Raw genomic sequence first — 23,852 nt, forward strand, 5'->3', positions numbered from 1 at the left:
CCCGACAGAACCTCGACAGGAGCCCATGGTCACTGTCCGTCGACCTACTCGTTGACCAGGGGGAACCCTGCGGTATTTCGGTCAACGGGTCCTCCATGCCGCGCTCGTAGCCGCGCTTCAGCTGGCCCAGGTTGCCGAAGAACACCGCTCGGGCCAGCCCGTTGCGGCCCTCGCCGACATTCAGCTGGGCGCCTATCATCCGCCGGTAGTCCTCCAGATGGGCCACGTGCAGCAGGTGCATCGACTTGAAGATCCGCCCGTAGTGCGCGAACGCCCGCCCCAGGCCGGTGATGCGGCCCTCGGCCATCATCATCCGGATCAGGTCATAAGCCCGCACCTGATTGGTGACCAGCGACCCGGCGACCTGAAGCATGTCCGGCCAATGCTGCTTGATCGCCGCGATGTTCACCCGCCGCAGGTTCAGCTCGTTCAACCGACCGTACCCGTTGGCCGACGGTGAGGTGCGCTTGTCGGCCAGGCCGACGTCGGCCGGGTCAATCCACCACTGCTGGGCGTCGGAGATGTCGGCGATCCGGGGCGCGAACTGATAGCCGCAGATCGCGAACAGACCGAACACGATGTCGCTGTACGACGCCGAATCAGTGGTGAGGATCTCCGGCTGCTCTTGGGCGTCCAAGCGGTGCAAAGCGTCCAAGATGAACAGCGAGTCACGCATCGTACCGGGCACCAGCAGCCCGCCCAGGCCCATCACTCGGTCGGAGACCACCGCCAGCCAGGTAGCGCCCTTGGAGCGCTTGGACTTCCCGAAGTAGTGCGGGTTGGGCCGCCCGTACAGGGAACGGACCGGAACCACGAACCGCAACCCGTCTGCGGAGGCGACCAGCCCACCTCCCCAGTCCTCCCGGGCGATGTCGATATCGGCCTGCTTGACGATCAACCGACCCGACGCCGCGCCCATCCCCTCGTGCTGGAAGTAGCCCTTCTCCACCCCGATCAGCCGATGCAGGCCCAGCGCGGGATCGCCGAGCTTGACCACCGGCTTCAACCCGACATTGCAGGAGCGAGCCACCATCAACGCCGCCAGGCTGATGTCCAGATCCGCCCGCCGCGACGTCGACCCGGAGATGTGGTCGAAGGCATCGAACATGCCGGTATGACCGTGCACCTCCAGCAGCAGCTCGGGGTAGTCGATGCGCGGCAGCATCGCCTTCACCGCCTCATACGCTTCCGGCAGCGGCACGGCCTCCAGCTTGGTCAGGTTCAGCTTCCCGCCCTTGATCGTGATGGCCGGGTTGGCCTCCAGCCCGTCGGCCAGGCCCCGGTACACCTCATCCAGGTCGACCGCGAGTTTGCGCAGATGTGCGTCCGGATCGGCCTCCAGGCCGAGCGCGGTCAAGACGCCGGGCCCGTGCACGCTCCACAGGGCATCGGAGATGAGCTTGGCTCGCGGGTCACCTGACTTGTCCGCGCCGACCGCGTAGACGTTCTTGCTGCGCAGCGCCGACCACAGCGCCTCCAGCACGCAGAAGGTGTAGGCATGCCTGTCGATCTGCCTGTCGCCCAGGTCGGGGTTGTCATACACCAGCCGCCGCCACGACCCCGACACCAGCTCCCGGTGCGCCTCGATGTGCTGGACGCCCGCGTGCTTGCCGTAGGCCAACACCTGGGGCAGCCCCCGCAACGCCGCAATCACCGGCGCACCGGCCTCGGTCCCGCCCCACGGGATCGTGTCGGCCAGCAACTCCACGAACCCGCGCACCGAGGCGAACCGGTTGGTCAGCTCGGCCCGCCACTCCAGATCGGCGTCGTCTTGTTCGGCCGGAAGAAACTCCTTGATCACCGCGAGCGCGGCCTCCAACTGCTCGATCGGCACCACCTGCGCGATCCGCGCGATCACCTCCGGTGCCGTCGTCACCCGCACCACCGGCTCCACCCCCGACCGTGACCCGTCCTCGGCCTCCTGCGCGGACCTGTCCGGCTGGGTCATCGGGGTATCCAGCGCCGCCCGCAGCGCCGATTCGGCCTGCAGAGCGGCCTTACGCAGCCGGGGCAGCGACTTCAGCTTCGCCTTCTCCTCATCGCGGCCCGCCCGCGCCAGCAGCTTCGTCGCCATCAACAGATCGAACAGCAGCAACGCGTCGTCGACCGAGACGCCCTCCAGATGCCGCATGGTCGCCAACAGCGTCGCGACCCGACGGGTGCCCTTCAGCCGCTCGATCTTCGGGGCCTTGGCGTGCATGCCGTAGGCGGCCAGCTCCGCCAGCTTCACCGGCGCCACCCCGCCGGCATCGACCGCACCCGCGCCGAACGCCCACACCGTCGCCGACCGGTTCAAGGCCTCCTTCATGCCCGACCCCGACACGTTCACCACCGCGGTGCGCATCCACTCCAGCGACGAAACCTTCTTTCCGTGGGGTACGACCAGGGTGGCCAGCAGCTCCCGCCGCATCTCAGGCGGCGTCTGCTCCACCAGATGGTCGTTGATCGCCGCCAGGCGTTCGGCCCGCACGCCTGCGACCAACGGTGCCAGTGTGGTGATCCCCGGCAGCAGCACCCGGCCCTCGATCAACCACAACACCGCCCGATCGAACAGCTCCCGCCGCGAGTCCCGAGTCTGCGCCGCCCGCGAGGCCACGAACGTGCACACCTCCGCCTCGGCCTCGGCGAACTCCCGGTACCCCAGCAGAGCGCGGATCTGGCGGGCATGCTCATGCTGGGTCGGCAACCGCTCCCGGTAGTGCTTGATACAGGAGGGGTCGGTCACACCCAGCTGCTCGGCCACGAACTCCACCGCGACGTGCGGAACATCTCCCGCATCAGACAGGAACGTGCCCAACATCCGCACCGTCCCCCACTGCACCGCGAAGCCCAGGCGGTTGTGATCGCGTCGCTTCTTCGCCACCTCGGCCAACGCCGCGGCATCCAGATAAAGAACCGCTCCAGGTCCCCCGGCGACGGATCGGCCAAGAACCGCCGATACCGAGCCTGCTGCTCACCAGATAAGTATTCAAACGACACAAACCGTGACCGTAGGAGATCAACGATCACCTACCAGTCGGTACACCCAAACCGAGACCAACACCGCAACCACACCACCACATCACCCCTTGACCTGCACCGGGAGGCTTAGCGTTCAATTTCAGCCGGATGGTCTCAGGACCCCGATTCGTCGCCTCTCTCGGCGGCGGATCGCGTGCTACCGTTCCGCAACGCGACGACGGCCTCGACTTCTACGGTGAGCTCCGGGGAGGCAAGCGCGGAGACGACGGCGAGAGAGTGCGCCGGGACGTCGCCATCGGGATACCAATCCGCGAAGACCTCCTCCCGGGCGGCGTAGAAGCCGGGCAGGTGGTTGGTGCCCGCCACGAAGGTCAACAGCTTGACCAGATCGCGCGGTGTCGCCCCTAGTTCCTCGAAGGCGGTCTGCAGATTGGCGAACACCTGGCGGGTCTGGGACAGAGCGTCCGGGCCTACGAGCGAGCCGTCCCGGAAATTCCCCACCTGCCCTGATACGAAAACCAGCGTGTAGCCCTCGGGCACCTCGGCCAGATGGCTGTATCGGCCGACCGGTGCGGGCATGGCCGCCGGAGTCCAGCGCCTTGACAACATGATCACCTCATCACTGATGACGTTCGGTACTTGCACGGAGGTGTAACGCTTCATGTCCAGACCGCACCTGGACAGAGTTCGCGTGCTCCGTCTTCGGCGATGAAGACAGGGCCGCCGATCATCGCGGTCTCCCCGCCAGGACGACGCACTGCTACGTGGATGGCGACGACGGCACCCGCAGCGACGATCCGACCTATGCCGTAGAGCAGGCGTGGATGCTCGGGGGTGTCGCAGCCCAGGCCGTGGCCGAAGTCGTATTCCTTGAATGCGAGTAGCCCATGTTCGGCCAAGACGGTGTCGCCGGCCGTGACGACTGCTTCCACGCTTCGGCCGGGGCGCAGGGCGTCGATCAACGCCGTCCGTGCCGCCCGGCATGCGGCGATTGCCCGGTAGTCCACAGGTCGTGACGGGGCGGGGGTAAGGGTGGTGTTGACGTGCATGAACGCGCCCGCGGCGTACAGGCTGACCTCCAGGCCGACCGGCTGGCCTGGAGCGACGACGACGCCGGTCGCCTCGGTGATCACTGCGCCGTCTCCGATGCCGACCAGGCACAGGCAGCGGAGCGCCCCTGCGGCGCGCGCCGCCGCCTCGACCCGTGCGGCGATCTCGTAGTCACTCATGCCGGGAACTGCCACGTCTCCCGCGGCGCGTAGCGCCAGGTCGCCGATGTGCGCGGCGTGTGTGAGGAGCTCGCGTTCGGGGTCGGTCTTGTGCTGGCGTGCTTCCGTGGCCCACGCGACCAGGTCGACAGGGTCGATGTTCCGGCTCCTCAGCCCCTCCAGCAGGGCGGGGGTTCTCTCGTCGATGACGAGGTCGCCGGCCAGCAGGCCGATCCTTTCGACGTCGGCCGGGATCAGGTCGAGCGGCGAGGACATGGGGACCGTGTGCACCCCGCTGTGTCGGGCGCGCTCCACCTCGAAGGGGAATTCCACGCCCAGCACGGGCTCACCTGCGGTGGGCATCCACAGCGCCGCGCTGTTGGAGATGAATCCTGGCGCGTATCCGGTCAGCCACGTGACGGCCGACCGTCGGCGGGAGTACACCAGGGCTCCGCGCAAGCCCAGTCGGGCGAGGTGATCGCGCAGGTGGGCGCGCCGGGTGGCGGCCGCCATGGCGATGGTGTCCTTGAGGGATTCGGTGGCAGCGGGGAACCTCATCACAGCGTGGATGCACCTCGCAGGGCGCTCGCGGCCCTCTCGACATCGGAGTTGTTGTTGAAGTAGTGGAAGCCGACTCGGAGTCGGTCGCCGAGCAAGGTCGCCCGTACACCGTCTCGTGCCAGTTGGGCGCCGACCGCGGCTGGATCGGTCACGCGTACCACGGCGATGTGGCTTTGGCCGCCGCCGACGACGGCGCCGATGTCGATCGCGCGGGCGCGAAAGTCGGCGGCGAGCTGTACACAGTGCCGTTCGACCTGCTCGGCGTCGAGGTCGAGCAGGAGGTCGAGCGCGGGCAGGGCGCCGATCCAGGACAGCCAGGCCGGCGAGGTGTCACAGCGGGCGGCGCCGCGGGCGGGGACGAACGGTCCGCCGAAGTATCGATGCGGTGGGTCGGTCGACTTCCAGCTCGGCAGCAGGGGGATGAGGTCCTCGGTCAGCTCCGGCCTGGTCGCCAGCCAGGCGGTTCCGCGGGGGCACAGCATCCATTTGTAGCCGTGCACTGCGAGGTAGTCGGGGCGTATCTTGCCCATGTCGAGGTGGAGGGCGCCAAGTGACTGGGTCGCATCGACGAACAGGTGGGCGCCCACATCGTTCGTGGCCTGGCGCAGCGCCATGAGGTCGGCTCGGTGGCCGTCGATCGACAGCACATCGCTGATGGCGAGAAGGGCGGTGCGCGTGTCGAGAGCGGCCACGATGTCCTCGGTTCGGGTGTGGCCGTCCCGGGCTGGTATCAGGACTATCTCGTGGCTGGTCCGCTCCAGTTGCTGCCAGGGAAAGAGGTTGCTGCGGAACTCTTGAGCGGGCACGATGATCCGGCCGGGCGGCAGTGACTTGGCCACGGTCGCGGCTGCTTCGGCGACTGATCCCATGAGGGCGATCTGCTCCTCGGCGATGTCCAGCAGCCGGGCGATGGAACTCTTGCTCGCGGCGGGTGCGCGGTCCCACTCCGTCCAGTCGAACTCCCCGTACAGCCACGCGTCCATGGCGGACTGCAGCGCTCGCACGACACCGAGCGCTGCCGGCGGGCTGGCTGGTGTGTCCAGCCAGACGTGGCGCTGCAACGCGGGAAAGTGTGCGCGAAACTGCTCCGAGGTGAGCATGTGATCCTTTCTGTCCGGATGATGGCTGCGACACCTGCCAGGTGCTTCGCAGCATGACCCGTCCGTGGACACCAGCCCCACTTGGCGGCGAGTCTTTTCGCTATAGTCGAAAAATCGGATCGACAATCCTAAGGTGTGCCTGGCCTGCGGCTTAGCGTGTGACCATGGGGCCGACCATGGGGCCGACCATGGGGCCGACCATGGGGCCGACCATGGGGCCGACCATGGGGCCGACCATGGGGGCGGCCCTTCGCGTAGAGGGCACCTGGCGGCGCCCTCTACGGGCCAGCCTTCTCTGGGAGCGCATCATGACCGACCCAGTCGTATCGAGCACGGCGACCGAGGACGACAAGAATGGCGTCCTGCAGACCTTGGTACGTGGGCTCGATGTGTTGCAGGCTGTCGCGGAGATGGGCGGCGGGGCCACAGCCAAGAGCCTCAGCCGGCACCTCGGCCTCAGTCTGGGCCGCTGCTACCACATCTTGAGGACGCTCAAGACGGCGGGTTACATCGTGCGGCTGCCTGGTGGAAGAGTTGACATCGGTGCGCAGGGCGCCTCGCTGGGACGGCAGTTGCGTGCACGGTTCGAGCCGCTGCCCGAGTTGTTCGCGGTCCTGTCCCGGTTGCACAGCCGGACGCGGGAAACCTCCTATGTCAGTGGGTGGCACCATGGCGTCATCACGCTCTTGCAGTTCATCGCCGGCGAGCAGGCGCTCAGTGTGCGCGGGCTCGACGTGGGCTACACCGGCGACATGCACGCTCGGGCCTCCTGCAAAGCGGTGCTCGCCCATCTGCCGCATGAGCAGATCGACATCATGTTCCGCGGGGTCGAACTCCGACGGCTGACCGCCCACACCCACTGCGACGCCGACGGCTTGACGGTGGAGCTGGGTAATGTCCGCCGGCAGGGCTACGCCCTCGACTTGGAGGAGTTCAGCGACGGCATCTGCTGTGCGTCGGCCGCTTACTTCGATCATGACGGCGCTCCCGCCGGCTCATACACGGTCTCGGTGCCCGTGACGAGGTTCAGGAGCTGTCAGCGGGAGTTGGTCGCCGCGGTGCAGGAGGCCGGCGCGATCGCGACGAACCTCCTGCGCAGTCATCGCCTCACGGTGCCTTGCCAGGACTGACTCGCTCGCCGGCCGTGCCGGACGGTTTCGGCTGGAGGAAACCGGCGCTCTGTCCGCCGTCTACCGGGATCGCCACGCCGTTCACGTAGCTCGCCTCGTCGCCGAGCAGCCAGGCGATCACGTTGGCGACCTCTTCGGGCCGGCCGAGCCGGGCTGCGGGGATCTGCGCTGTCACGGCTGCGCGCAGGTCGTCGTCGGCCTGCACTCTGGCCATCATCCTCGTGGCGATCTGCCCCGGGCAGACGGCGTTGAAGCGGATGACGTGGCCGAGTTCCAGGGCGAGCGACCTGGTCAGAGCGATGATCGCGCCCTTGGTGGCACTGTAGACGGACAGATCCTCCGCGCCGACGAGGCCGGCCACGGAGGCCACGCTCACCACAGCGCCGTGTCCGGCGGTGAGCCCCTCCAGACAGGCCTGGGTGAAGGAGAAGACGCTGCGGAGATTGACATCGTGGAGTCGCTGCCACGTCGCCTCGTCGCAGTCGGCGAAGCGGACGCGGGCGGTCTGGCCCGCGCTGTTCACCAGAGCATGGAGCCGCCCCTGGCCGATCTCCAGGGCTCTGTCGACGGCCCGCTGGACATCCGTGGGCGATCGCACGTCGCAGGGCACGAACTCGGCACCCGGCACCTTCGCGGTCACCTGGGGCCCGGCATCGGCATCAACGTCGACCACGACGACGCGGAAGCCGTCGCCGGAGAGCCGTTGTGCGCAGGCCAGACCGATGCCGTTGGCACCCCCGGTGACGACGGCCACCCGTGCGCGGCCGCCCATCAGTCGTTCCCGGGTTTCAACACCGACAGCAGCCGGCCGGCCACCAGGTCAGAGCCGGGGATCGCGGCCCTCTGCAGCCCCGGCGCGGCGGGGATCCGCAGGTCATCGGTCGCGACACGCAGCGGCGGCGCCGACAGCGGGACGCCACGCTCGACGACGCGGGCGACGATCTCCGCGCCGAACCCGCCCGTGAGATTCGCCTCGTGGACCACGGCCAGCCTTCCGGTACGGGAGACGCTCTCCGTGACGGTGTCGGTGTCGAAGGGATTGAGCCAGCGGGCGTCGATCACCTCGATGTCGATGCCGTCGTCCTCCAGGGCATGGGCGGCCTTCAGAACGGTGTGCAACATAGGCCCCCAGGTCACCACGGAGATGTCGGAGCCCGGGCGGTGGATACGCGCGCCGCCGATCGGCGACCGGGGTGCATCGAGGTCCACCGTGTCCTTCAGCGAGTGATAGAGCGCCCGGCTCTCGATGACGACGACGGGATCGTCGCACTCGATGGCGGCCAGTAGCAGGTCGTAGGCGTCCTGCGGGGTGGCGGGCAGGCATACCCGCAGGCCTGGGATGTGCGCGATCAACGCCTCCACGCACTGGGAGTGCTGGGCGCAGGAGCCTGGGGTCGCGCCTTGTTGGGTGCGGATGGTCATCGGCGCCTTCAGGCGGCCGCGGGAAACGTAACGGACATTGGCCGCCTGATTGATCAACTGGTCGAACGCGACGAAAGCGAAGTCCGCCCACATGATCTCGACGATGGGACGCAGTCCCATCATGGCGGCGCCCACGGCTCCGCCAAGGATGGCGGACTCGGAAATCGGCGTGTCGAAAACCCGGTCGCCGAACTCCCGGCGCAGGCGGCGGGTCACTCCGTGGACGCCTCCTGGGAGGGCGACGTCCTCCCCGAACAGCAGGGTCTTGGGGTCTTCGGCCAGAGCGCGACGCAGTGCGGCGTTGATGGCCTGGGCATAGGTGATCTCACCCATAGAGGTGCTCCTTCACAGCGGTGGGGTCGGCCGGCGGCGCCGCCAGGGCCGCGGTCGCGGCCGCGGCGACTTCGGCGCGGACTCGGGTCTCGATCCCGGCGAGTTCGTGTTCAGAGACGCCGTCGGCGCGCAGGGCCGCGGACAGGACGATGATCGGCTCCTTGGTCCTGGCTTGCTCCACCTCATCGTGTGGCCGGTAAACCTGCGCATCTCCGATGTAGTGGCCGACCAGGCGCTGAGTGAGCGCCTCGATGAGTACCGGCCCTCGGCCGGCCCTGCAGGTGGCGACCGCCTCGGAGATGGCCTCCCGGACGGCGTTGACGTCGTTACCGTCGATTCGCGATGCCCGCATGCCGTATGCGGCGGCCCGAGAGGCGAGGTCGTCGCGGCGCACCATCGCGGCGATCGGCGTGAGCTCGGAATAGCGGTTGTTCTCGACCAGGAAGACGACGGGCAGGTCGAAGGCGCTGGCCATGTTCATGGCCTCGTGAACCGCGCCCTGGTTCATCGCTCCATCACCGAACACGGTGAGCGCGACGCGTCCGGAGCCGTCGTACCTGGCAGCCAGCGCGGCGCCCATCGCGATGGGGGCGCCCGCTCCCACGATCGAGTTCTCGCCGTAGAACCCGTGATCCGGATCTGACAGGTACGCTGAGCCGGCCCGGCCGCCGTTGGTGCCGGTCTCGCGGCCCAGGAGTTCGGCGAACAGCGCCACCGGGTCGGTACCGCAGGCCAGCGCCCAGCCGTGGCCGCGGTAGGTGGCGAACACGGCGTCGCGGGTCAGATCGAGCGCCGCACAAGCGCCGACCGGTATGGCCTCCTGGCCGATGCACAGATGGACGGAACCGACGATCTGCTCCTCGATCCGCATCCGGGTGACTTCTTCTTCGAAGCATCGGATCCGCCACAGGTTCGTCAAATCGGCCAGTGCTGCTTCGTAAGGGAGAGAGGACAAGTCGTCCGCCTTTCTTGGGTTGTCCAACGGTGCGGTCGCAGCCACACTCAGGCAGCCGAAACGGGATGCCTTGTGCAGAGGCCGCTAGGAGCTAGCCGTCGTCGCTCATGACGTGGACTCGACGAACGGATCGCCGGGCACGCCGACCACTGGCACGCTCTGGCCGGGCACGATCACCCCGTCGCCGACTCGCCAGCACAGCGTCACCCGGTCACCAGGGATGGCGGAGGACTCCGCTCCGGCGGGTTCGCGTGCGCTTCCCGTCGTACCGGCGTCGGTCCGGAATGCCACTTTGCGGTACGAACCCTGGTAAACGATGTGGGTGACGGTGGCGGTCATCGCGTTGACGTCGTGCTCGACGGTGACGTCCCCGACTGTCAGACGGATCCGTTCCGGGCGCACCACGACAACGCCGGCCGTGCCTACGAGCCCCGCGCTGCCGCCATCCGTCAGCACCTCGAATCCTTCACCGACGAGGGACACGCGTCCGCGCCGTTCGGTGATCATCCCGTGGAACACGTTGGACTCTCCCAGGAACTCCGCGACGAACAGAGAAGCCGGGTGTGCGTAGAGTTCCTGCGCGGTGCCGACCTGCTCGATCCGGCCGCGGTCGAAGACCGCGATGCGGTCGGACAGGGCAAGCGCCTCCTCCTGGTCATGGGTGACGAAAACGAAGGTGATCCCCAGCTCGCGGTGCATACGGGCGATCTCGCCCTGGAGTTGCTCCCGCAGCTTCTTGTCCAGCGCGCCAGGCGGCTCATCCATGAGCAGCACGTGGGGTTCGAAGACGACGGCGCGGGCCAGGGCCACCCGCTGTGCCTGGCCACCTGAGATCTGACCGGGCAGCCTGTCGCGCAGGTGTGCCAAACCGACAAGATCGAGCACGTCGTCCACGCGCCGCTGGATGTCGCGCTTGCGCATCTTGCGCTGCTGGAGGGGAAAGGAGACGTTCTGTGCGATCGTCATGTGCGGGAAAAGCGCATAGTGCTGAAAGACCATGCCGAGGCCGCGCTTGTACGGCGGCAGGGACGCCACGCTCACGCCGTCGATGAGGATGTCCCCGGCGGTGAGCTGTTCGAACCCGGCGATCATGTTGAGCGTGGTCGACTTTCCCGAACCGCTGGGGCCAAGCAGCGTGATGAACTCACCGGCGGCGATCTCCAGGCAAACGTCGTTCACTACTGGTGGCTGGTGCTCCGAATACCGTTTGGTAACGCTGGAGAGCCGAATGGCGGCCCCTCGCATGTCGGTCATTGGGGAGCCCTCCGTTTCAGGAAGTCAGGAAGGAGGATGAGCGCGGTGGTAACGACGAGGATCACCGTCGATCCCGCCGCGATGGTGGGGTCAACGTCAGAGGTAACGCTGGTGAACATCTGCACCGGCAGCGTGCGCAGGTGCGGGGACTGCAGGTACAGCGAGATGACCGCTTCGTCGAAGGGGGTGACGAACGCGAACACCGCTCCGGACATCACGCCCGGCGCGATCAACGGCAACGTGACGAGCCGGAAGGTCGCCAGCGGCGAAGCTCCAAGGCTCGCCGCCGCACGCTCCAGCCGAGGATCAAGGGTCCGCAGACCAGCGCTCACGGTGATCACGACGAACGGCAGGGCCAGCACGACATGGGCGAGTACGAGGCCTTCCACCGTGCCCACGAGGCCCCATCGAAGGAACGCCGCATAGATCGCCAGAGCGACGATGACGTTCGGCACGATCATGGGCGCCACAAGGAGCCCTTGGAGGACGGCTACTCCACGGTGGCGGCTTCGCGTGATCGCGAATGACGCCAGTGTTCCGATGATCGTCGCCATCAGCGTGACCATGATGGCGACGTTCAGCGAGGCCAGCAGTGGTTCTCTCCACGCCGGGTCGGTGAAGAACCGCTCGTAGTAGTGGAGCGACCAGCCGCGCGGGGGAAACTCGAAGCTGTCCTTGTCGGTGAAGCTCAGAGGCACCACGACGAGGACCGGCGCGATGAGGAACGATCCGACCAGGACGCTGAACAGCCGCAGTGCCGGATTCGCGGGCCGATTGACGCCCATCAACGCTCCCCCCTCGTCGACATGCCGAGGGCGGCGCTCGGTGAGAGGAAGCGCGAGACCAGGGCCAAGAGCAGGAGCGTGAGCAGGAACAGCACCGTGGCGAGGGCTCCGCCCGCGCCGAAGTCCAGCAGTTGAGTGATCCGCACCGTCATCAACTGGGAGATCATCGACTCGCTTGGTGAGCCGAGCATCGCTGGAGTGACGTAGAAGCCCAGCGCGAGGATGTACACCATCATCGCGCCCGCCACGACCCCTGGCATGGAAAGCGGCAGGTAAACGCGGCGGAATGCGGTAAACGGCCGCGCGCCCAAGCCGACGGCCGCGTCGAGGAGGCGTCGATCGATGGTTCGCAGCGTGCCGTACAAGGGCAGCGTCATGAAGGGCAGCAGCACTTGCGTCATCCCGATCGTCACGCCGGCCTCTGTCCCGGCGAGCTCCAGCGGTCCGAGCCCGACCATCGCAAGCAGGTCGTCGATGGGTCCGTTGTCCTGAAGCAGGACGACCCAGGCGAAGGTCCGTGCCATGAGACTCGTCCAGAACGGCAGCAGCACCAGGGCGACCATCACCGAACGGGCACGTCGACCGACCAATGTCATGAGGTAGGCGTACGGGTATGCCAACAGCAGCGTGACCAGCGTGACAATGGTGGCCATGCGCAGGGTCCGCAGCAAGACCAGCAGGCTGACCCCGTCGGTGAGCAGCCGATGATAGTTCTCGAGCCCGAGAGACGGATCAGCGAAGCTCAGCCAAACGAGGGCTGCCACCGGATAGGCGAAGACGGTGGCAAGAAGACAAATGGCGGGCACGACGAGAAGAACGCCGTACCAGGGCTTGGTGCTCAGCCACAGCAGACGGCGTTCAGGCCGTTCAGGTGCTGAAGCGGACATGATGGAAGTGGACGAAATGGGCATGACGCCCCTACCTCCGAAATGTGACTTCTTCGCGTTTGGCTCCACAGGCACCGCCGGGGTCCGCCCCTGAGCGGGGCGGACCCGACGGCGACTCAGCGGGAGATCCAGGTCGTCCACTTCTGCGTGGCGGTGTCCAGGTTCTGCGCCCACCAGGACATGTCCCGCAGGAAGCCGGTTCCCTTGTCCTGACCGAGTGGCAGGTATTGCCGTGTCACCTCGTCCGCCGGCAGCTTCGCGTCGGGGTGGACCGGGGCGTAGGCGATGTGCTGGGTCAGCGTGGCCTGAGCCGCGGGAGTGATCGCGTGCGCGATGAACTTCATCGCCTCGGTCTTGTGCGCCGTCCCCTTCGGCACCACGAGCACGTCCCAGAAGAACATCGGCTGGTTCCACACCGGCGCGATCTTCGCGCCGTTGTGCGCAGCCTGGCTCGCTCTGCCCGGCCATGCGAGCACCATGTCGACCTGCGCGGTCTCCATCGCCTGCTGTTGCTCCGCACCGGTGGTGAAGAACTTCAGGTCGTTCCTGATGGTGTCGAGCTTGCGGAAGGCCCGCGTGTAGTCGATCGGGTAGAGCTTGTCTGTCGGCACGCCGTCGGCGACGAGCGCGATCTCCAGACCGCCCTCCTTGGCGTCGTTCATCATCCCGCGCTTGCCGGGAAACTTCTTGATATCGAAGAAGTCTCGCCAGGACGCGGGTGGGTTCTGGCCGAACTTCTCGGTGTTGTAGACCAAGAGAAAGGCTGACTTCATGTCGGGGACCCCGCACTCCGACACGAGTTCCTTGTCGATCTTCGAGACGTCGACGACGGTCAGGTCGATCTTCTCGACGTACCGCCCGCAGTTGGCGATCGCGTAGAACGGATCGGCCTCGACGACGTCCCAAGTGACGCGGCCGCTGTCGACCATGGTCTTGAGCTTGGCGTAGGTCACCGGCTGATCCTCGACGACCTTGATGCCGGAGGACGCAGCGAACGGCTTGACGAACGCCTCCCGCTGCGCGGCCTGATACGCGCCGCCGGTCCCGACGAAGACAACGGATCGGTCAGTGGCCGTCGGACCGGTTTCACCGCCGCATCCGGCGAGCAGCGCGACGGCCGCCAAGAACGCGGTGGCGCATGGGATGATTTTGATCATGACTGTACTCCGTCGGGGCATGTGCATGGGAGGCGGCCGGTTCGCCTAAACCTGCCGTTTCACATGAACAGGCAGGCTGACGAGGTGAACATCAGATGGATTCACCGTGGATCCGGCGGACTCTTTTCACCAGAAAGTGCCAGCAGAATTTGGACTATCTCGAAATGAATCATCTACCAGGTCGAGACTTTTGCCGGCAGCCGCCCTGCCATTCGAAGGAGATGCGCCTCGGCGACGTCGCCGCCAACGACATCTACTGCTTCACGAACCCCAACTCGCCGCTTGCCCCCAACGGGTTCGACGTGCCGGCCGCCTTCTTCCACAGCTTCCACAAGCCCAACACCATCACCCTCGACTTCACCGACATCAACCTCTACGTCGCCCACGGCGCGGCCGCCTGATCGCCGCGACAGTTCCTGGACGCCGCACCCGAGCACCGCGCAGATGACGTCCAGCTCATCCAGCCGGACGCTGTTGGGCCGCCCCGACCACAGGCCGGACATCTTTCCCGCGTTGATCACAGGCCTAGCGTCCCTCTGGGCACCCCACCGTCATCACCGTCTTGGGCGCCGAGCCCGAGCAATGGACGCGGGCCCATGAGACCATCCGTGACCAGGGGGCCGCCCAGCTCGGTCAGCAGGATCACCGCGGCGACCACCGGCAGCGGGGCTCACGCACCAGCTAACCAACGAACATGAACAGAAGGCGCAAGGAATAGCCCAATACCGCAGAAGCCTTGTCCCTGGTCACACCGGTTCGCGATACTTCTCAGAGGCATGAACCAAGGGACCGTCAATGGGGATACCACACGACAAGTCGGCTGACGGTACCGTTCTGCGGACCTCTGAGCCCGATGTCGCGCGAGACCTGCTCCGAAGCCGGTTCGCCCAGCATGAGTTGAACGTCCTCGGTCTCCGCCAGACCCTTGACTTCGCCCTGCGCCAGAGCATGCTGTACGACGTCGCATTCCATCTCGTCTCCTACGGCCGCGACGTAGAGGTGACGACCTCCGGATGGCATGACTTCTACTTGCTGCAGCTCACTCTCGCCGGGATGTGCGAACTGGTCGCGGGTGACGCCGATCCTGTGGCACTGACGCAGGGATCGGTATACGTCATCAACCCCGGCACCCCATACCGCAAGCGCTGGAGCGGCGACGCCCGGCAACTCATCGTCCGCCTGCCCCGCCGTTCCGTCGAACGAGTAGCCTCCACCGACAGTGCGAACGGACCAGTCCTCTTCGCTCCGCAGATCGATCCCGCCGCGATTGACATCGTGCCGTTGCTGCGGTTCCTCTGGGCACAGGTGGCCACATCGCGCTCTACGGTTCGGTCGTCGGCGATCGACCACAGCGCGGTCCGTCATCTCGTGACCGCCGTGTTGCACAGTGTGCCCAACTCCGTCACGCATCCGAGCGCCGAGTCGCTCCCGTCCTGCCTGGCCCGCGCCGACCGCTACATGCGCGAGCATCTTGCCACCGATCTCGCCGTCGACGACATAGCCCGGGCCTGCGGAATCGCCGGCAGGACGCTGCAAGATGCCTTCCGGAGGCACTGGCGGACGACCCCCACCGAACACTTGCGCAGTCTTCGGCTGGAGGCCGCCCATCGTTTGCTGACCGAGCGACCGTTCGAGGTGTCCGTGACCGAGGTGGCCTACACCATCGGCATGCCGCACTTGAGCCGTTTCTCCCACTATTACTTGTCTCGCTTCGGGGAGCTCCCTTCCGCTACGCTCCATCGGAGCCGAGCCGCTCACATCCGGCCCTAAAGCCCTGCCGTGGGGATCTCGTCTGAGGACCCTACCGGCGCACGCTCACCCGCACCGCCCTGGCGCCTTCTTCGAAGGTCGCGGCGATCTCATCGCCCGGTTCAAGCGGAACGGCGTGGGTCAGGCCGCCGGTGAGCACGATGTCGCCAGGCTCTAGGGCCTCCCCGCGACCGGCCAGCAAGCCTGCCAGCCAAGCGACACCCGCAGCCGGGTGGCCGCCGGCCGCGGCCCCGGTGGCCTGGCCCGTGACTTCCCCGTTGTGGGACATCGTCACGGCGATGGACGGAAGGTCGGCGAGGTCGAGGGGGGCGCCGAGCACGAAACACGCGGCGGATGAGCCATCGGCGGTGTTGTCCTCGATCCGGAACCGGCGATCCTGCCAGATCGGGTCGACCACCTCGAGACAGGCATACGCTCGCTCAGTCGCGGCGAGCACATCGGCCAGGCCTGCATTCACTGGCATGGTACGACCGAGGATCAGCGCGATCTCCGGCTCGACCAGCGGCTGCACGAGCGTCGCCGGTACGGTGGCCCCATCGCGCAGGCTCATGGCGTCGGTCAGCGGGCCCGCGTTCATCTCGGACACCCCCATCTGCTCGCGCATCGCCAGCGAGGTGTAGCCCAGTTTCCACCCGATGATCTGCTGTCCGGACGCGAGCCGCAGCCGTGTGACGCCGTCCTGCACGGCATACGCCTGCTCCATCGACAGCGTGCGCTCATCAGTCAGGGGACGCAGCGGTCGCCGCTCGGCACGAGCCCGCACGATGCGGGCGGCGAGTCCGTCGCTGTCGAAATCCATGAGCTCACTCCCCAATGTCCATGACGATGCTCTTGGCCTCGGTGAAGAATTCCCGTGAGTGCCGACCACCCTCGCGGCCGATTCCCGAGTGCCCCATACCGCCGAAGGGCGATCGCAGGTCGCGCACCCAGAAGCAGTTGACCCAGACGTTCCCCGCTCGCAGGCGACCCGAGATCCGGTGCGCCCTCCCGAGGTCGGTGGTGAAGACCATGGCCGACAGGCCGTAATCGGTGTCGTTCGCCAGACGTACCCCCTCCTGGTCGGTGTCGAAGGACTGGACCGTCACCACGGGACCGAAGACCTCTTCGCGGCAGATGCGCATCGACGACTTCATGCCATCCAGGACCGTCGGGGCCACCCACCACCCATGCCGGTCGCCACCGGTCAGTCTGGTGGCTCCCTCGCCGATGGCGGCGTCGAGACAGCCGGTGACCTTGGCGTGATGCCCTTCGGAGGCCAGTGGGCCGATCTGCGTGCCGCTGTCGCGCGGGTCGCCCAGTCGCATCGTCTCCGCCGCCGACACGAGCCGGTGGACCACCTCGGCGTAAACGGATCGCTGCACCAGCAGCCGGGTACCGGCCAGACAGACCTGTCCCGCATTGGAGAACGCCGCGTCCGCTACGACGGCGACGGCCTGCTCGAGGTCGGCGTCCTCGAAGACGATAGAGGCACCTTTCCCGCCGAGTTCGAGGCTCACCGCCCGGACCCCGCGGGCGGCACTCCGCATGATCGACTCCCCGGTGCGAGTCTCACCGGTGAACGTGATGAGATCGACCTGCGGATGCGCGACCAATGCCGCACCGGCGCCTCCAGCGCCGAAACCCTGCACCACGTTGAAGACGCCGCGCGGCAGGCCGGCCTGCGCCGCCAACTCGGCCAGCCGCGTCGCCGACGCGGGACTCTGCTCGGCCGGTTTGAGCACTACGGTGTTGCCGTAGGCCAGCGCCGGAGCGATCTTCCACGTCTCCTGCATGAGCGGGAAGTTCCATGGTGCGATGGCCGCCACGACTCCTGTCGGCTCGTAGCGCGTGTAGACATGATGACGCGCGTGCCCAGGCATCGACTCATCCATGGCCAGCCTCGCGTCGTCGGCGAAGAAGCGCAGGTTGGCGGCGCCGCGTGCCACGTCACGATCGCGGGTCTGGGTGAGCGGACGCCCCATGTCGAGGGTGTCGAGCAACGCGAGCTCTTCCGCGTGGGAGATCAGCAGATCGGCGAAGGAGTGCAGGACCTCGCCGCGCTCGGCCGGTGTCGCACGGGGCCATGGCCCGTCGTCGAAGGCGCGGCGCGCCGCGCTCACGGCGGCGTTGACGTCGGCTGTGGAACCGAGTGAGACTCGCGCCCAGGGTCGCCGCGTCGTGGGATCGACGCTGTCGAAGGTGGCCCTATCGGCCGAGGGGACGGCCACACCGTCGATGTGGTGCGCAATGGCCGGCAGCTCGCTCACGGCCGCGGCTTCTGCCGCTCGGCCGCCAGCACGCCGCCGGCCATGAAGGCTTCCGGTGACACCTCGACGACCCATACCCGTACCGCTTCGACCGGCACGCCGATGCTGTCGTGCACGGCGGTGGTGATCGCGGCGAGCAGAGCTCGTTTCTGTTCGGGGCTGCGCCCCTCCTGCATCGTCACTTGGATCAGAGGCATGAGTGGGTTCCTTCCGTCAGTTGACGTCGCACAGCAGCCGGACGGTGCCCAGCCGGGAGAATCGGGCGACCACCGAGGTCGCGGGCGACAGCGCCACTGGTGCCGTCAACCCGCCGGCCAGGATCACCCAGCCCGGCTCCAGGGAGAGGCCTCGCCGCCCCAGGTCGTTGGCCAGCGCGGCGACGGCTTCGGCGGGGTGGCCCAGCAGCGCAGCGCCCGCGGCGGAGTCGACCGCCTGCCCGTCGACCTCCAGAACGCAGCCCACCAGCGAAAGGTCGAAGTCGGCCGGGCGCTGGAGCGGGCCGAGGACGAACGCCGCGGAGGAGGCGTTGTCCGCGACGGCGTCGGGGAGGGTGAAGCGGAAGTCCCGGTAACGGCTGTCGATGATCTCAAGCGCTCCGGCGACCGCCCCCGTGGCGGCCAGCACGTCCAGGACGCCGACTCCTGGGCCTTTGAGCGGTTGTGCCATCACGAAGGCGATCTCGGGCTCGACGCGTGGATGGATGAAGCCGTCAAGCCGCAGAGGCTTCTCGGCTGGGTGGTTCATCGCGTCCGTCAGCCAGGCGTAGAGCGGCTCATGCACGCCCATGGCCTGCTGCTTCGCGCGCGATGTCAGGCCCAGCTTGGCGCCGACGATCCGCTCGCCCTCGGCCACACGGCGCGCCACCACGGCGTCCTGCACCTGATAGGCGGTCGCGAGATCGAAGCCGCCGGCGCCGTGGTTCCAGGGGTCCACCTCGGTCGCCTGCCGGGCGGCCGTATGGAGCAGGTCCGCGATTGCCTCGATAGTGGTCACGGTGATGTCCTCTCGGGAGCCATGTCAGATGAACCGGGTGCGTACGGCACCGAGATCCTCGGTGACGGCCTCGACGTGATCGCCAGGGCGTACATCCACCGCCCGCGTCGCCGAACCGGACAGGACCACATCGCCCGCCAAGAGCCGCACCCCGTGGCCGGCCAGCGCGTTGGCCAGCCAGACCACGGCGTTGACCGGGTTGCCGAGGACCGCCCCGGAGGCCCCGCTCTCGACGATCCGGCCATTGACGCGGAGCACGACCCCTAGGGCGGCCAGGTCAAGCCTGCGCAGGGAGCAGGGCACGCCACCGAGGACGACCCTGGCGGATGAGGCGTTGTCGGCGACGGTGTCGGGCAGGGTGATGCGCCAGCCGTCGTACCTGCTGTCGATGATCTCCAGGCACGGCAGCAGGAAGTCGGTGCATCGCAGCACGTCGGCGACCGTGATGCCGCCTTCGGGCAGGTCGCGGCCGAGGACGAACGCCAGCTCCGGCTCTACGCGAGGCTGTAGCAGCGCGCCGGCCGGCAACGGGACCGTCTCCAGCACGAACATGTCGTCGAGCAGGTGACCGTAGTCGGGCTCGTCGACATCCATCATGCGTTGCATGGCCGCGGACGTCAGGCCGATCTTGTAGCCGCGTACGACCGCGCCGGCTGCCAGTCGTCGCCGGATCCCCTCACGCTGCACGGCGTAGGCGTCCGCCACGCTCATCCCGGGATGCGCCTGGGAGAGTTGGCCGATCGGCTTGCCGCTCCGCTCCGCTCCCAGGAGACGGTCGGCCGCCTCCCGCACCTCTTCGTCGCCGAGCACCCGCCCGGCCGTCGGCGTCTTCATCGATCGCTCACCTGGACCACCATCTCGATTTCCACCGCGAAATTCCGGGGCAGTGCCGCGACGCCCACGGCTGTGCGCGCGTGCCGTCCTGCCTCGCCGTACAGCTCGCCGAGCAGGTCGCTGGCGCCGTTCACCACCAGCGGCGTCTTCTCGTAACCGTCGACGCAGTTGACGAAACCGAGGAGCTTGACGACACGACACACCCGGTCGAGGCTGCCGAGCTCGGCCTTGACCAGCCCGAGCAGGTACAGCGCGCCGTCCCGCGCGGCGGCGTACGCGTCGTCCAGGTCCAGGTCACGGCCGACCTTGCCCTGGTAGCGGTCCGTGCCCTGACCAGAGAGGAAGAGGAGGTCTCCGGTGCGGACCGCGCCGAGGAAGTTGCCCATGCGCTCTCGAGGTGGGGGGAGTTCGAGGCCAAGTGCGTGCAGGCGGGCCTCGACCTGATCGATGCCGGTTGTCGAGGTGGTCATACTGTTCATGTCGTCTCTTTCGTTTCCGGTGACGCCCAGGTGAGGGCGACAGGTAGTGGCGGCACAGCAGGAACGAACGGTCGTGCACATGTCAGGCGACGAGCAGCGCACGCGCGTTGGCCCACAGGACGCCTTCGCGCCGTGCCTCGTCCAGAGCCGCCCGCTCGACCATCTCTCCCGCGGTTCGCTCCCCGAAGGGGAAGGGGTAGTCGCTGCCGAGCACGATCCGGTCCCATCCCAGCCGCTCGGCGACAAGCTCCAGGTTGGTTCCGTCGCCGACCATCGAGTCGGCCCAGAAGGACCGGGCCAGCTCGGCCGGCCGCCGCCGGCCGGTGCCGCGCCGGTCCGGCCACGTCTCCCACCCGCGGTCGATGCGGGGCAGCAGGCCGGCCAGGGCGCCTCCTCCGTGGGCGAGCAGGATCCGCAGTGCGGGCAGCCGCTCCAGCACACCGCCGAGCAGCAGTGCCGTCGCCGCATAGGCGGTCTCGGCCGGCATCCCCACCGTGTACATCGCGTTGTACCGGGCGAGCCGATCGGCGCCGCGCACGTCCCAGGGATGGACCAGGATCGGCAGCCCCAGGTCGGCTACCGCGTCGAACACGGGTGCCAGCGACTCGTCGTCGAGTTCCCGGCCGGCGACGTTGGTCCCGATCTCGACTCCCCGCAGGCCCAGCTCGGTGACGGCGCGCTCCAGTTCGCGCAGCGCCAGGTCGGTGCTCGCGAGCGGTAGAGTGGCCAGGCCGACGAAACGCTCCGGCGCCTCCCGGACCATCTCGGCGATGCCGTCGTTGATATGCGCGGCCATCTCGGCGCCTTGTCGAGGGTCGGCCCAGTAGCCGAACATCACCGGGGTCGTCGACAACCACTGCACCGCCACACCGGCGGAGTCCATCTGTTCGAGTCGCGCCGCTCCGTCCCAGCAGGTGTGCGGCACCGTACGGAAGTGGCGGCCGCCGACGAAGATCTCGGCGCTGCAGGCGTCGATCCGGCGCCGTGCGGGCCAGCGGTCGTCCCCGTAGCGCTCGGCCAGGTCGAGCCACCGCCGGGGCAAGGTGTGCGTGTGGCAGTCGATCTTCCCAGGGCTCCGTGCCGCCACCTGTCCGCCGCTCACCGAGCCGTCACCGGACATCGGCATCGAGGACGAACTCCTCGGGGACCGGTACCACGGCGGCGCAGTTACCGCAGGTCCGCCGCTGCTCGCTGGCGTTGAACGCCGCCAGGAGCGGGCCGAGCGAGGAGATCATCTCTGTGGACTCCATCTCGACCCGCTCAACGAGGGTGTCACAGCTCTCGCACCACCACTCGGCGGTCTCCACATCCCCCGGCCGCCGCCGGATCTCCACGACGAGGCCGAGCGTGCCGGCTGGGCGTCGCGGTGAATGCGGAACGCCGCCGGGCACCAGGAACGCCTCTCCCTCTCGCACGACGTGCCGCCGCAGGCCGACCCCCGGCTCCCGGGTGTCGACCTGGATGGCGCCGCGCAGTTGCAGGAAGAACTCGTCATAGGGTTCCGTGTGGAAGTCGTTGCGCCGGTTGGGACCGCGCACCACGATCGCTTCGAAGAGCGAGCCGGCATAGAGAGAACGGGCGGCGAGGGCGCCCGCGAAGGCTCCGCCGCCGGTCTCCACGAGTTCGACCAGCCGGATCGGGTCCTGAATTGGCCGTTCGTTCATCGGACATCTCCTCATGTGGTCAATGAGCGTGCGCTGCCGGCGGTCACGCGGGTCGACGCTCCAGATCCTTACCGAGCCCCACGAACCGCCGGGCGTGGAAGACGAGCGGCTCTTCGGTGGACGCCGCCCGGACTATCTCGATCCCACCGATCAGCACGGTGTGGGTGCCGTGCGTGTACGCCTGCGCCACGCGGCACTCGAAGGCGACGAGCGCGTCGGCGAGCACCGGCACGCCCAGGCGTCCGCGTTCCCAGGCGCCGACCGTGAAGCGGTCGGCACCGAAGCGCTCCGCACCTGCGAAGGTCCGGGCCACCTCCAGATGCCGCTGCGTCAGGACGTTGACGGAGAAGACCCCGAGCCGTAACGCCTGTACCGCCGTTCCCGCGTCACGATGCAGGCACGCGATGAGACTCGGCGGCTCAGCGCAGAGTGAGCACACCGCTGTGGCGGTCATACCCCGTGGCCCGGACGAGTCGTCGTCGGAGAATCCGGTGGCGATGACGTTGACAGCGCCGGCCAGGCGGCTCATGGCCGCACGGAAGACGTCCGGGGCAATGGTTGCCGACATGATCTATTCCTCTCATCACCTGGTGAGCCTCATCAGCGGGCACAAGACCCCGCCCGAAGGTGGCCAGGGATGCGCCGGAGTCGTCGCTCAGCCGCTTGCCGCCGCGGCGGGGTAGGTGTAGGAGCCCATGAGCTCGTCGACGACGCGGTGGAACTCCTCCCACGGCGCCTCGCGGTAGTTGTGGCCGCGGACGATGAACCGGGCGCCCGGGTAGAACTTCTCGTACTGGAGATGCCGGCCGGCGAATTCCGAGCCGACCAGGTCCCAGGTGAGCTTGAGCAGTTTCATCCGGTTCACCGCGTCCAGTTGGGGGGTGTGCCAGAACTCGCGGAAGATCTTCGACAGTTCGGGATCTTCCAGGACCGAGGCGTCGGCCGGCATCTGGAGCACCCCGCCCCCGCACAGTTCGCGCAGCGTGTCGATCAGCGGGGAGTACTCCTCGACGCACCAGTTCAGCGCGGCGTACATGGATCTGCGGTTGAAGGCCACATACTCCCCCCAGGACTCGGCTGCCCACAGCTGCCCGTCGATCAGCCCGCTCAGCAGCGCCTCCTGAGAGGCCATGCGGCCGAGCGTCTCGCGAACGGCGGGGACCTGGGCGGCACCGGTGGATTCCGTGACCCGGCTCGCGAGTCCGATGATCAATTGCAGCTTCGCGAGGAAGCGGACATTCGAGTGGTGGTTGCCGTACACGTGTGCCGGTGTGCGGAAGTAGAGCTCGCGGGACAGCGCCACGTCGTTGTGCACGAACACCTGCTCCCAGGGCACCTTCACGTGATCGAACATGACCATCGCGTCGGTCTCGTCGAACCGCCACGTGAGGGGACTGTCGAACTCCGAGGTAGCCGTCGGTTCGAGCGGCTTGCGCGACCACAGCGACACTCCCGGCGCGTTGCACCGGACGACGAGCGTGATCGACTCCGCCTTGTTCTCGGGGGCCAGCGGGAGGATGTTGCCGATGAAGATGTCGTTGGCCAGAATCGCTCCGGTCGCGAGCATCTTCATCCCGTGCACGACCACCCCGTCGTCGCCCTCGCTCACCACGCGCAGCGTGGGGATGGGGCGGTTCTCGCGTTCGTAGTAGGCGGGGTCGCGGGCGGCCTGCGGCGCGACAATGGCGTGGGCGGCGTAGACGTCGTTGTCGCGCATGTAGCGCCAGTACGCGGTCACGTTGCCGGCGCGTTCGCCGAACACCTCGGGACAGATGGACATCCCGGTCACGAAGCTGGCGATGTAGTCGGGAGCGCGGCCGAGCAGGCCATGACTTATGTCCGCGATCTTCTTGTGCGCCGCGGAGCGCTGGGCGAGCTCCGCGCTCGTCCGCGCTCTCATGAAGTAGGTGCTGGCGCGGACTCCGTCGTCGTCGACGTAGCTCATGACGTCGCGGTGCGCAGGATCGGCCTTGAGATCGTAGAGGTCGGCGATCGTCTGCGCCGCACGGCGAAAGGCCGGGTGGGTGGTCACATCGTCGACGCGTTCCTTGCCGACGTACACGACGCGGCCGTCGCGAAGGCTGTCGAGATGCTCTTTGCCGGTCTTCAACAT

The 23,852-nt window shown here is 67.6% G+C and carries 24 protein-coding genes and 1 pseudogene; 3 read left to right on the forward strand and 22 right to left on the reverse strand.

Annotated elements, in window-relative coordinates:
* From ACIBX3_RS57330 to ACIBX3_RS57345, 4 genes are all read right to left on the reverse strand, one after another.
* Positions 1 to 2,863, reverse strand: a 2,863-nt coding sequence (locus tag ACIBX3_RS57330) for a Tn3 family transposase (RefSeq protein ID WP_397129275.1), incomplete at its 3' end; no start/stop codon positions are given.
* A 251-nt stretch (positions 2,864 to 3,114) separates the two neighbouring features.
* Positions 3,115 to 3,624 carry a RidA family protein gene (locus tag ACIBX3_RS57335; RefSeq protein ID WP_397129276.1) on the reverse strand — a complete coding sequence of 170 codons (510 nt, stop codon included), beginning with the start codon at positions 3,622 to 3,624 and terminating at the stop codon, positions 3,115 to 3,117.
* Positions 3,621 to 4,727, reverse strand: coding sequence for a M24 family metallopeptidase (locus ACIBX3_RS57340; protein ID WP_397129277.1), 1,107 nt, complete (start codon positions 4,725 to 4,727; stop codon positions 3,621 to 3,623). Before ACIBX3_RS57340 ends, ACIBX3_RS57335 begins: the two co-directional genes overlap by 4 nt.
* Complete coding sequence (locus tag ACIBX3_RS57345) at positions 4,727 to 5,830, reverse strand: aminotransferase class V-fold PLP-dependent enzyme (RefSeq protein WP_397129278.1); 1,104 nt, start codon at positions 5,828 to 5,830, stop codon at positions 4,727 to 4,729. Before ACIBX3_RS57345 ends, ACIBX3_RS57340 begins: the two co-directional genes overlap by 1 nt.
* A gap of 308 nt (positions 5,831 to 6,138) precedes the next feature.
* Between ACIBX3_RS57345 and ACIBX3_RS57350 the strand changes: the two genes are divergently transcribed.
* Positions 6,139 to 6,960, forward strand: a complete 822-nt coding sequence (locus tag ACIBX3_RS57350; protein WP_397129279.1) for an IclR family transcriptional regulator — start codon at positions 6,139 to 6,141, stop codon at positions 6,958 to 6,960.
* Here ACIBX3_RS57350 and ACIBX3_RS57355 read toward each other — a convergent pair.
* From ACIBX3_RS57355 to ACIBX3_RS57385, 7 genes are all read right to left on the reverse strand, one after another.
* Positions 6,938 to 7,732: an SDR family NAD(P)-dependent oxidoreductase gene (locus tag ACIBX3_RS57355; protein WP_397129280.1), complete on the reverse strand. Its 795-nt coding sequence runs from the start codon at positions 7,730 to 7,732 to the stop codon at positions 6,938 to 6,940. The genes ACIBX3_RS57350 and ACIBX3_RS57355 overlap by 23 nt on opposite strands.
* Positions 7,732 to 8,715, reverse strand: coding sequence for an alpha-ketoacid dehydrogenase subunit beta (locus ACIBX3_RS57360; protein ID WP_397129281.1), 984 nt, complete (start codon positions 8,713 to 8,715; stop codon positions 7,732 to 7,734). The genes ACIBX3_RS57355 and ACIBX3_RS57360 overlap by 1 nt, the downstream gene beginning before the upstream one ends.
* Positions 8,708 to 9,697: a thiamine pyrophosphate-dependent dehydrogenase E1 component subunit alpha gene (locus tag ACIBX3_RS57365; RefSeq protein WP_397129282.1), complete on the reverse strand. Its 990-nt coding sequence runs from the start codon at positions 9,695 to 9,697 to the stop codon at positions 8,708 to 8,710. The genes ACIBX3_RS57360 and ACIBX3_RS57365 overlap by 8 nt, the downstream gene beginning before the upstream one ends.
* Before the next feature lie 78 nt (positions 9,698 to 9,775).
* A complete protein-coding gene (locus ACIBX3_RS57370; protein WP_397129283.1) occupies positions 9,776 to 10,849 on the reverse strand; it encodes an ABC transporter ATP-binding protein in 1,074 nt (357 codons plus the stop codon).
* A 71-nt stretch (positions 10,850 to 10,920) separates the two neighbouring features.
* Entirely contained in the window at positions 10,921 to 11,622 is a 702-nt protein-coding gene (locus ACIBX3_RS57375; protein WP_397129284.1) for an ABC transporter permease, read from the reverse strand.
* A gap of 86 nt (positions 11,623 to 11,708) precedes the next feature.
* On the reverse strand, positions 11,709 to 12,596 hold the full coding sequence (locus ACIBX3_RS57380) for an ABC transporter permease (RefSeq protein ID WP_397129285.1): 888 nt from the start codon (positions 12,594 to 12,596) through the stop codon (positions 11,709 to 11,711).
* A gap of 116 nt (positions 12,597 to 12,712) precedes the next feature.
* Complete coding sequence (locus ACIBX3_RS57385) at positions 12,713 to 13,753, reverse strand: ABC transporter substrate-binding protein (RefSeq protein WP_397129286.1); 1,041 nt, start codon at positions 13,751 to 13,753, stop codon at positions 12,713 to 12,715.
* 221 nt (positions 13,754 to 13,974) lie between these two features.
* On the opposite strand from ACIBX3_RS57385, the gene ACIBX3_RS57390 reads away from it, so the two are divergent.
* The gene (locus ACIBX3_RS57390) at positions 13,975 to 14,154 is read left to right on the forward strand and encodes a hypothetical protein (protein WP_397129346.1); all 180 of its coding nucleotides are present in this window, start codon (positions 13,975 to 13,977) and stop codon (positions 14,152 to 14,154) included.
* A gap of 21 nt (positions 14,155 to 14,175) precedes the next feature.
* Here the strand turns inward: ACIBX3_RS57390 and ACIBX3_RS57395 are convergent.
* Positions 14,176 to 14,274: pseudogene (locus ACIBX3_RS57395) on the reverse strand (helix-turn-helix domain-containing protein); the annotation flags it as partial.
* Positions 14,275 to 14,548: 274 nt separating this feature from the next.
* Between ACIBX3_RS57395 and ACIBX3_RS57400 the strand changes: the two are divergent.
* Positions 14,549 to 15,523: an AraC family transcriptional regulator gene (locus tag ACIBX3_RS57400; RefSeq protein ID WP_397129287.1), complete on the forward strand. Its 975-nt coding sequence runs from the start codon at positions 14,549 to 14,551 to the stop codon at positions 15,521 to 15,523.
* 31 nt (positions 15,524 to 15,554) lie between these two features.
* On the opposite strand, the gene ACIBX3_RS57405 is transcribed toward ACIBX3_RS57400, so the two are convergent.
* The 10 genes from ACIBX3_RS57405 to ACIBX3_RS57450 all read right to left on the reverse strand — a co-directional run bounded on the left by ACIBX3_RS57405 (position 15,555) and on the right by ACIBX3_RS57450 (position 23,852).
* Positions 15,555 to 16,322, reverse strand: a complete 768-nt coding sequence (locus ACIBX3_RS57405; RefSeq protein ID WP_397129288.1) for a 2-keto-4-pentenoate hydratase — start codon at positions 16,320 to 16,322, stop codon at positions 15,555 to 15,557.
* A 4-nt stretch (positions 16,323 to 16,326) separates the two neighbouring features.
* Positions 16,327 to 17,769: an aldehyde dehydrogenase gene (locus ACIBX3_RS57410; protein WP_397129289.1), complete on the reverse strand. Its 1,443-nt coding sequence runs from the start codon at positions 17,767 to 17,769 to the stop codon at positions 16,327 to 16,329.
* Positions 17,766 to 17,966: a 2-hydroxymuconate tautomerase gene (locus ACIBX3_RS57415; protein WP_397129290.1), complete on the reverse strand. Its 201-nt coding sequence runs from the start codon at positions 17,964 to 17,966 to the stop codon at positions 17,766 to 17,768. The genes ACIBX3_RS57410 and ACIBX3_RS57415 overlap by 4 nt, the downstream gene beginning before the upstream one ends.
* A 16-nt stretch (positions 17,967 to 17,982) precedes the next feature.
* A complete protein-coding gene (locus ACIBX3_RS57420) occupies positions 17,983 to 18,762 on the reverse strand; it encodes a 2-keto-4-pentenoate hydratase (RefSeq protein ID WP_397129291.1) in 780 nt (259 codons plus the stop codon).
* 24 nt (positions 18,763 to 18,786) lie between these two features.
* The gene (locus tag ACIBX3_RS57425) at positions 18,787 to 19,596 is read right to left on the reverse strand and encodes a 2-keto-4-pentenoate hydratase (RefSeq protein ID WP_397129292.1); all 810 of its coding nucleotides are present in this window, start codon (positions 19,594 to 19,596) and stop codon (positions 18,787 to 18,789) included.
* Positions 19,593 to 20,075: a RidA family protein gene (locus tag ACIBX3_RS57430; RefSeq protein WP_397129293.1), complete on the reverse strand. Its 483-nt coding sequence runs from the start codon at positions 20,073 to 20,075 to the stop codon at positions 19,593 to 19,595. The genes ACIBX3_RS57425 and ACIBX3_RS57430 overlap by 4 nt, the downstream gene beginning before the upstream one ends.
* Before the next feature lie 82 nt (positions 20,076 to 20,157).
* Positions 20,158 to 21,201, reverse strand: a complete 1,044-nt coding sequence (locus tag ACIBX3_RS57435; protein WP_397129294.1) for an amidohydrolase family protein — start codon at positions 21,199 to 21,201, stop codon at positions 20,158 to 20,160.
* Complete coding sequence (locus tag ACIBX3_RS57440; RefSeq protein WP_397129296.1) at positions 21,185 to 21,739, reverse strand: 3-hydroxyanthranilate 3,4-dioxygenase; 555 nt, start codon at positions 21,737 to 21,739, stop codon at positions 21,185 to 21,187. The genes ACIBX3_RS57435 and ACIBX3_RS57440 overlap by 17 nt, the downstream gene beginning before the upstream one ends.
* 43 nt (positions 21,740 to 21,782) lie before the next feature.
* Complete coding sequence (locus tag ACIBX3_RS57445; RefSeq protein ID WP_397129298.1) at positions 21,783 to 22,307, reverse strand: flavin reductase family protein; 525 nt, start codon at positions 22,305 to 22,307, stop codon at positions 21,783 to 21,785.
* Between the two features lie 87 nt (positions 22,308 to 22,394).
* Positions 22,395 to 23,852, reverse strand: coding sequence for a 4-hydroxyphenylacetate 3-hydroxylase family protein (locus ACIBX3_RS57450; RefSeq protein WP_397129299.1), 1,458 nt, complete (start codon positions 23,850 to 23,852; stop codon positions 22,395 to 22,397).

Origin of the sequence: Nonomuraea sp. NPDC049480 (assembly GCF_044465905.1) — a bacterium.
GTDB lineage: Bacteria > Actinomycetota > Actinomycetes > Streptosporangiales > Streptosporangiaceae > Nonomuraea.

Excerpts from the sequence above, each read along its gene's own strand:
- ACIBX3_RS57440 (WP_397129296.1), bottom strand. The coding sequence starts at position 21,739 with ATGAACGAACGGCCAATTCAGGACCCGATCCGGCTGGTCGAACTCGTG.
- ACIBX3_RS57355 (WP_397129280.1), bottom strand. The coding sequence starts at position 7,732 with ATGGGCGGCCGCGCACGGGTGGCCGTCGTCACCGGGGGTGCCAACGGC.
- ACIBX3_RS57450 (WP_397129299.1), bottom strand. The coding sequence starts at position 23,852 with ATGTTGAAGACCGGCAAAGAGCATCTCGACAGCCTTCGCGACGGCCGC.
- ACIBX3_RS57345 (WP_397129278.1), bottom strand. The coding sequence starts at position 5,830 with ATGCTCACCTCGGAGCAGTTTCGCGCACACTTTCCCGCGTTGCAGCGC.
- ACIBX3_RS57425 (WP_397129292.1), bottom strand. The coding sequence starts at position 19,596 with ATGAAGACGCCGACGGCCGGGCGGGTGCTCGGCGACGAAGAGGTGCGG.
- ACIBX3_RS57380 (WP_397129285.1), bottom strand. The coding sequence starts at position 12,596 with ATGTCCGCTTCAGCACCTGAACGGCCTGAACGCCGTCTGCTGTGGCTG.
- ACIBX3_RS57435 (WP_397129294.1), bottom strand. The coding sequence starts at position 21,201 with ATGCCGATGTCCGGTGACGGCTCGGTGAGCGGCGGACAGGTGGCGGCA.
- ACIBX3_RS57335 (WP_397129276.1), bottom strand. The coding sequence starts at position 3,624 with ATGAAGCGTTACACCTCCGTGCAAGTACCGAACGTCATCAGTGATGAG.
- ACIBX3_RS57415 (WP_397129290.1), bottom strand. The coding sequence starts at position 17,966 with ATGCCTCTGATCCAAGTGACGATGCAGGAGGGGCGCAGCCCCGAACAG.
- ACIBX3_RS57390 (WP_397129346.1), top strand. The coding sequence starts at position 13,975 with ATGCGCCTCGGCGACGTCGCCGCCAACGACATCTACTGCTTCACGAAC.
- ACIBX3_RS57400 (WP_397129287.1), top strand. The coding sequence starts at position 14,549 with ATGGGGATACCACACGACAAGTCGGCTGACGGTACCGTTCTGCGGACC.
- ACIBX3_RS57430 (WP_397129293.1), bottom strand. The coding sequence starts at position 20,075 with ATGAACAGTATGACCACCTCGACAACCGGCATCGATCAGGTCGAGGCC.
- ACIBX3_RS57350 (WP_397129279.1), top strand. The coding sequence starts at position 6,139 with ATGACCGACCCAGTCGTATCGAGCACGGCGACCGAGGACGACAAGAAT.
- ACIBX3_RS57385 (WP_397129286.1), bottom strand. The coding sequence starts at position 13,753 with ATGATCAAAATCATCCCATGCGCCACCGCGTTCTTGGCGGCCGTCGCG.
- ACIBX3_RS57360 (WP_397129281.1), bottom strand. The coding sequence starts at position 8,715 with ATGGGTGAGATCACCTATGCCCAGGCCATCAACGCCGCACTGCGTCGC.
- ACIBX3_RS57405 (WP_397129288.1), bottom strand. The coding sequence starts at position 16,322 with ATGGATTTCGACAGCGACGGACTCGCCGCCCGCATCGTGCGGGCTCGT.
- ACIBX3_RS57445 (WP_397129298.1), bottom strand. The coding sequence starts at position 22,307 with ATGTCGGCAACCATTGCCCCGGACGTCTTCCGTGCGGCCATGAGCCGC.
- ACIBX3_RS57340 (WP_397129277.1), bottom strand. The coding sequence starts at position 4,727 with ATGAGGTTCCCCGCTGCCACCGAATCCCTCAAGGACACCATCGCCATG.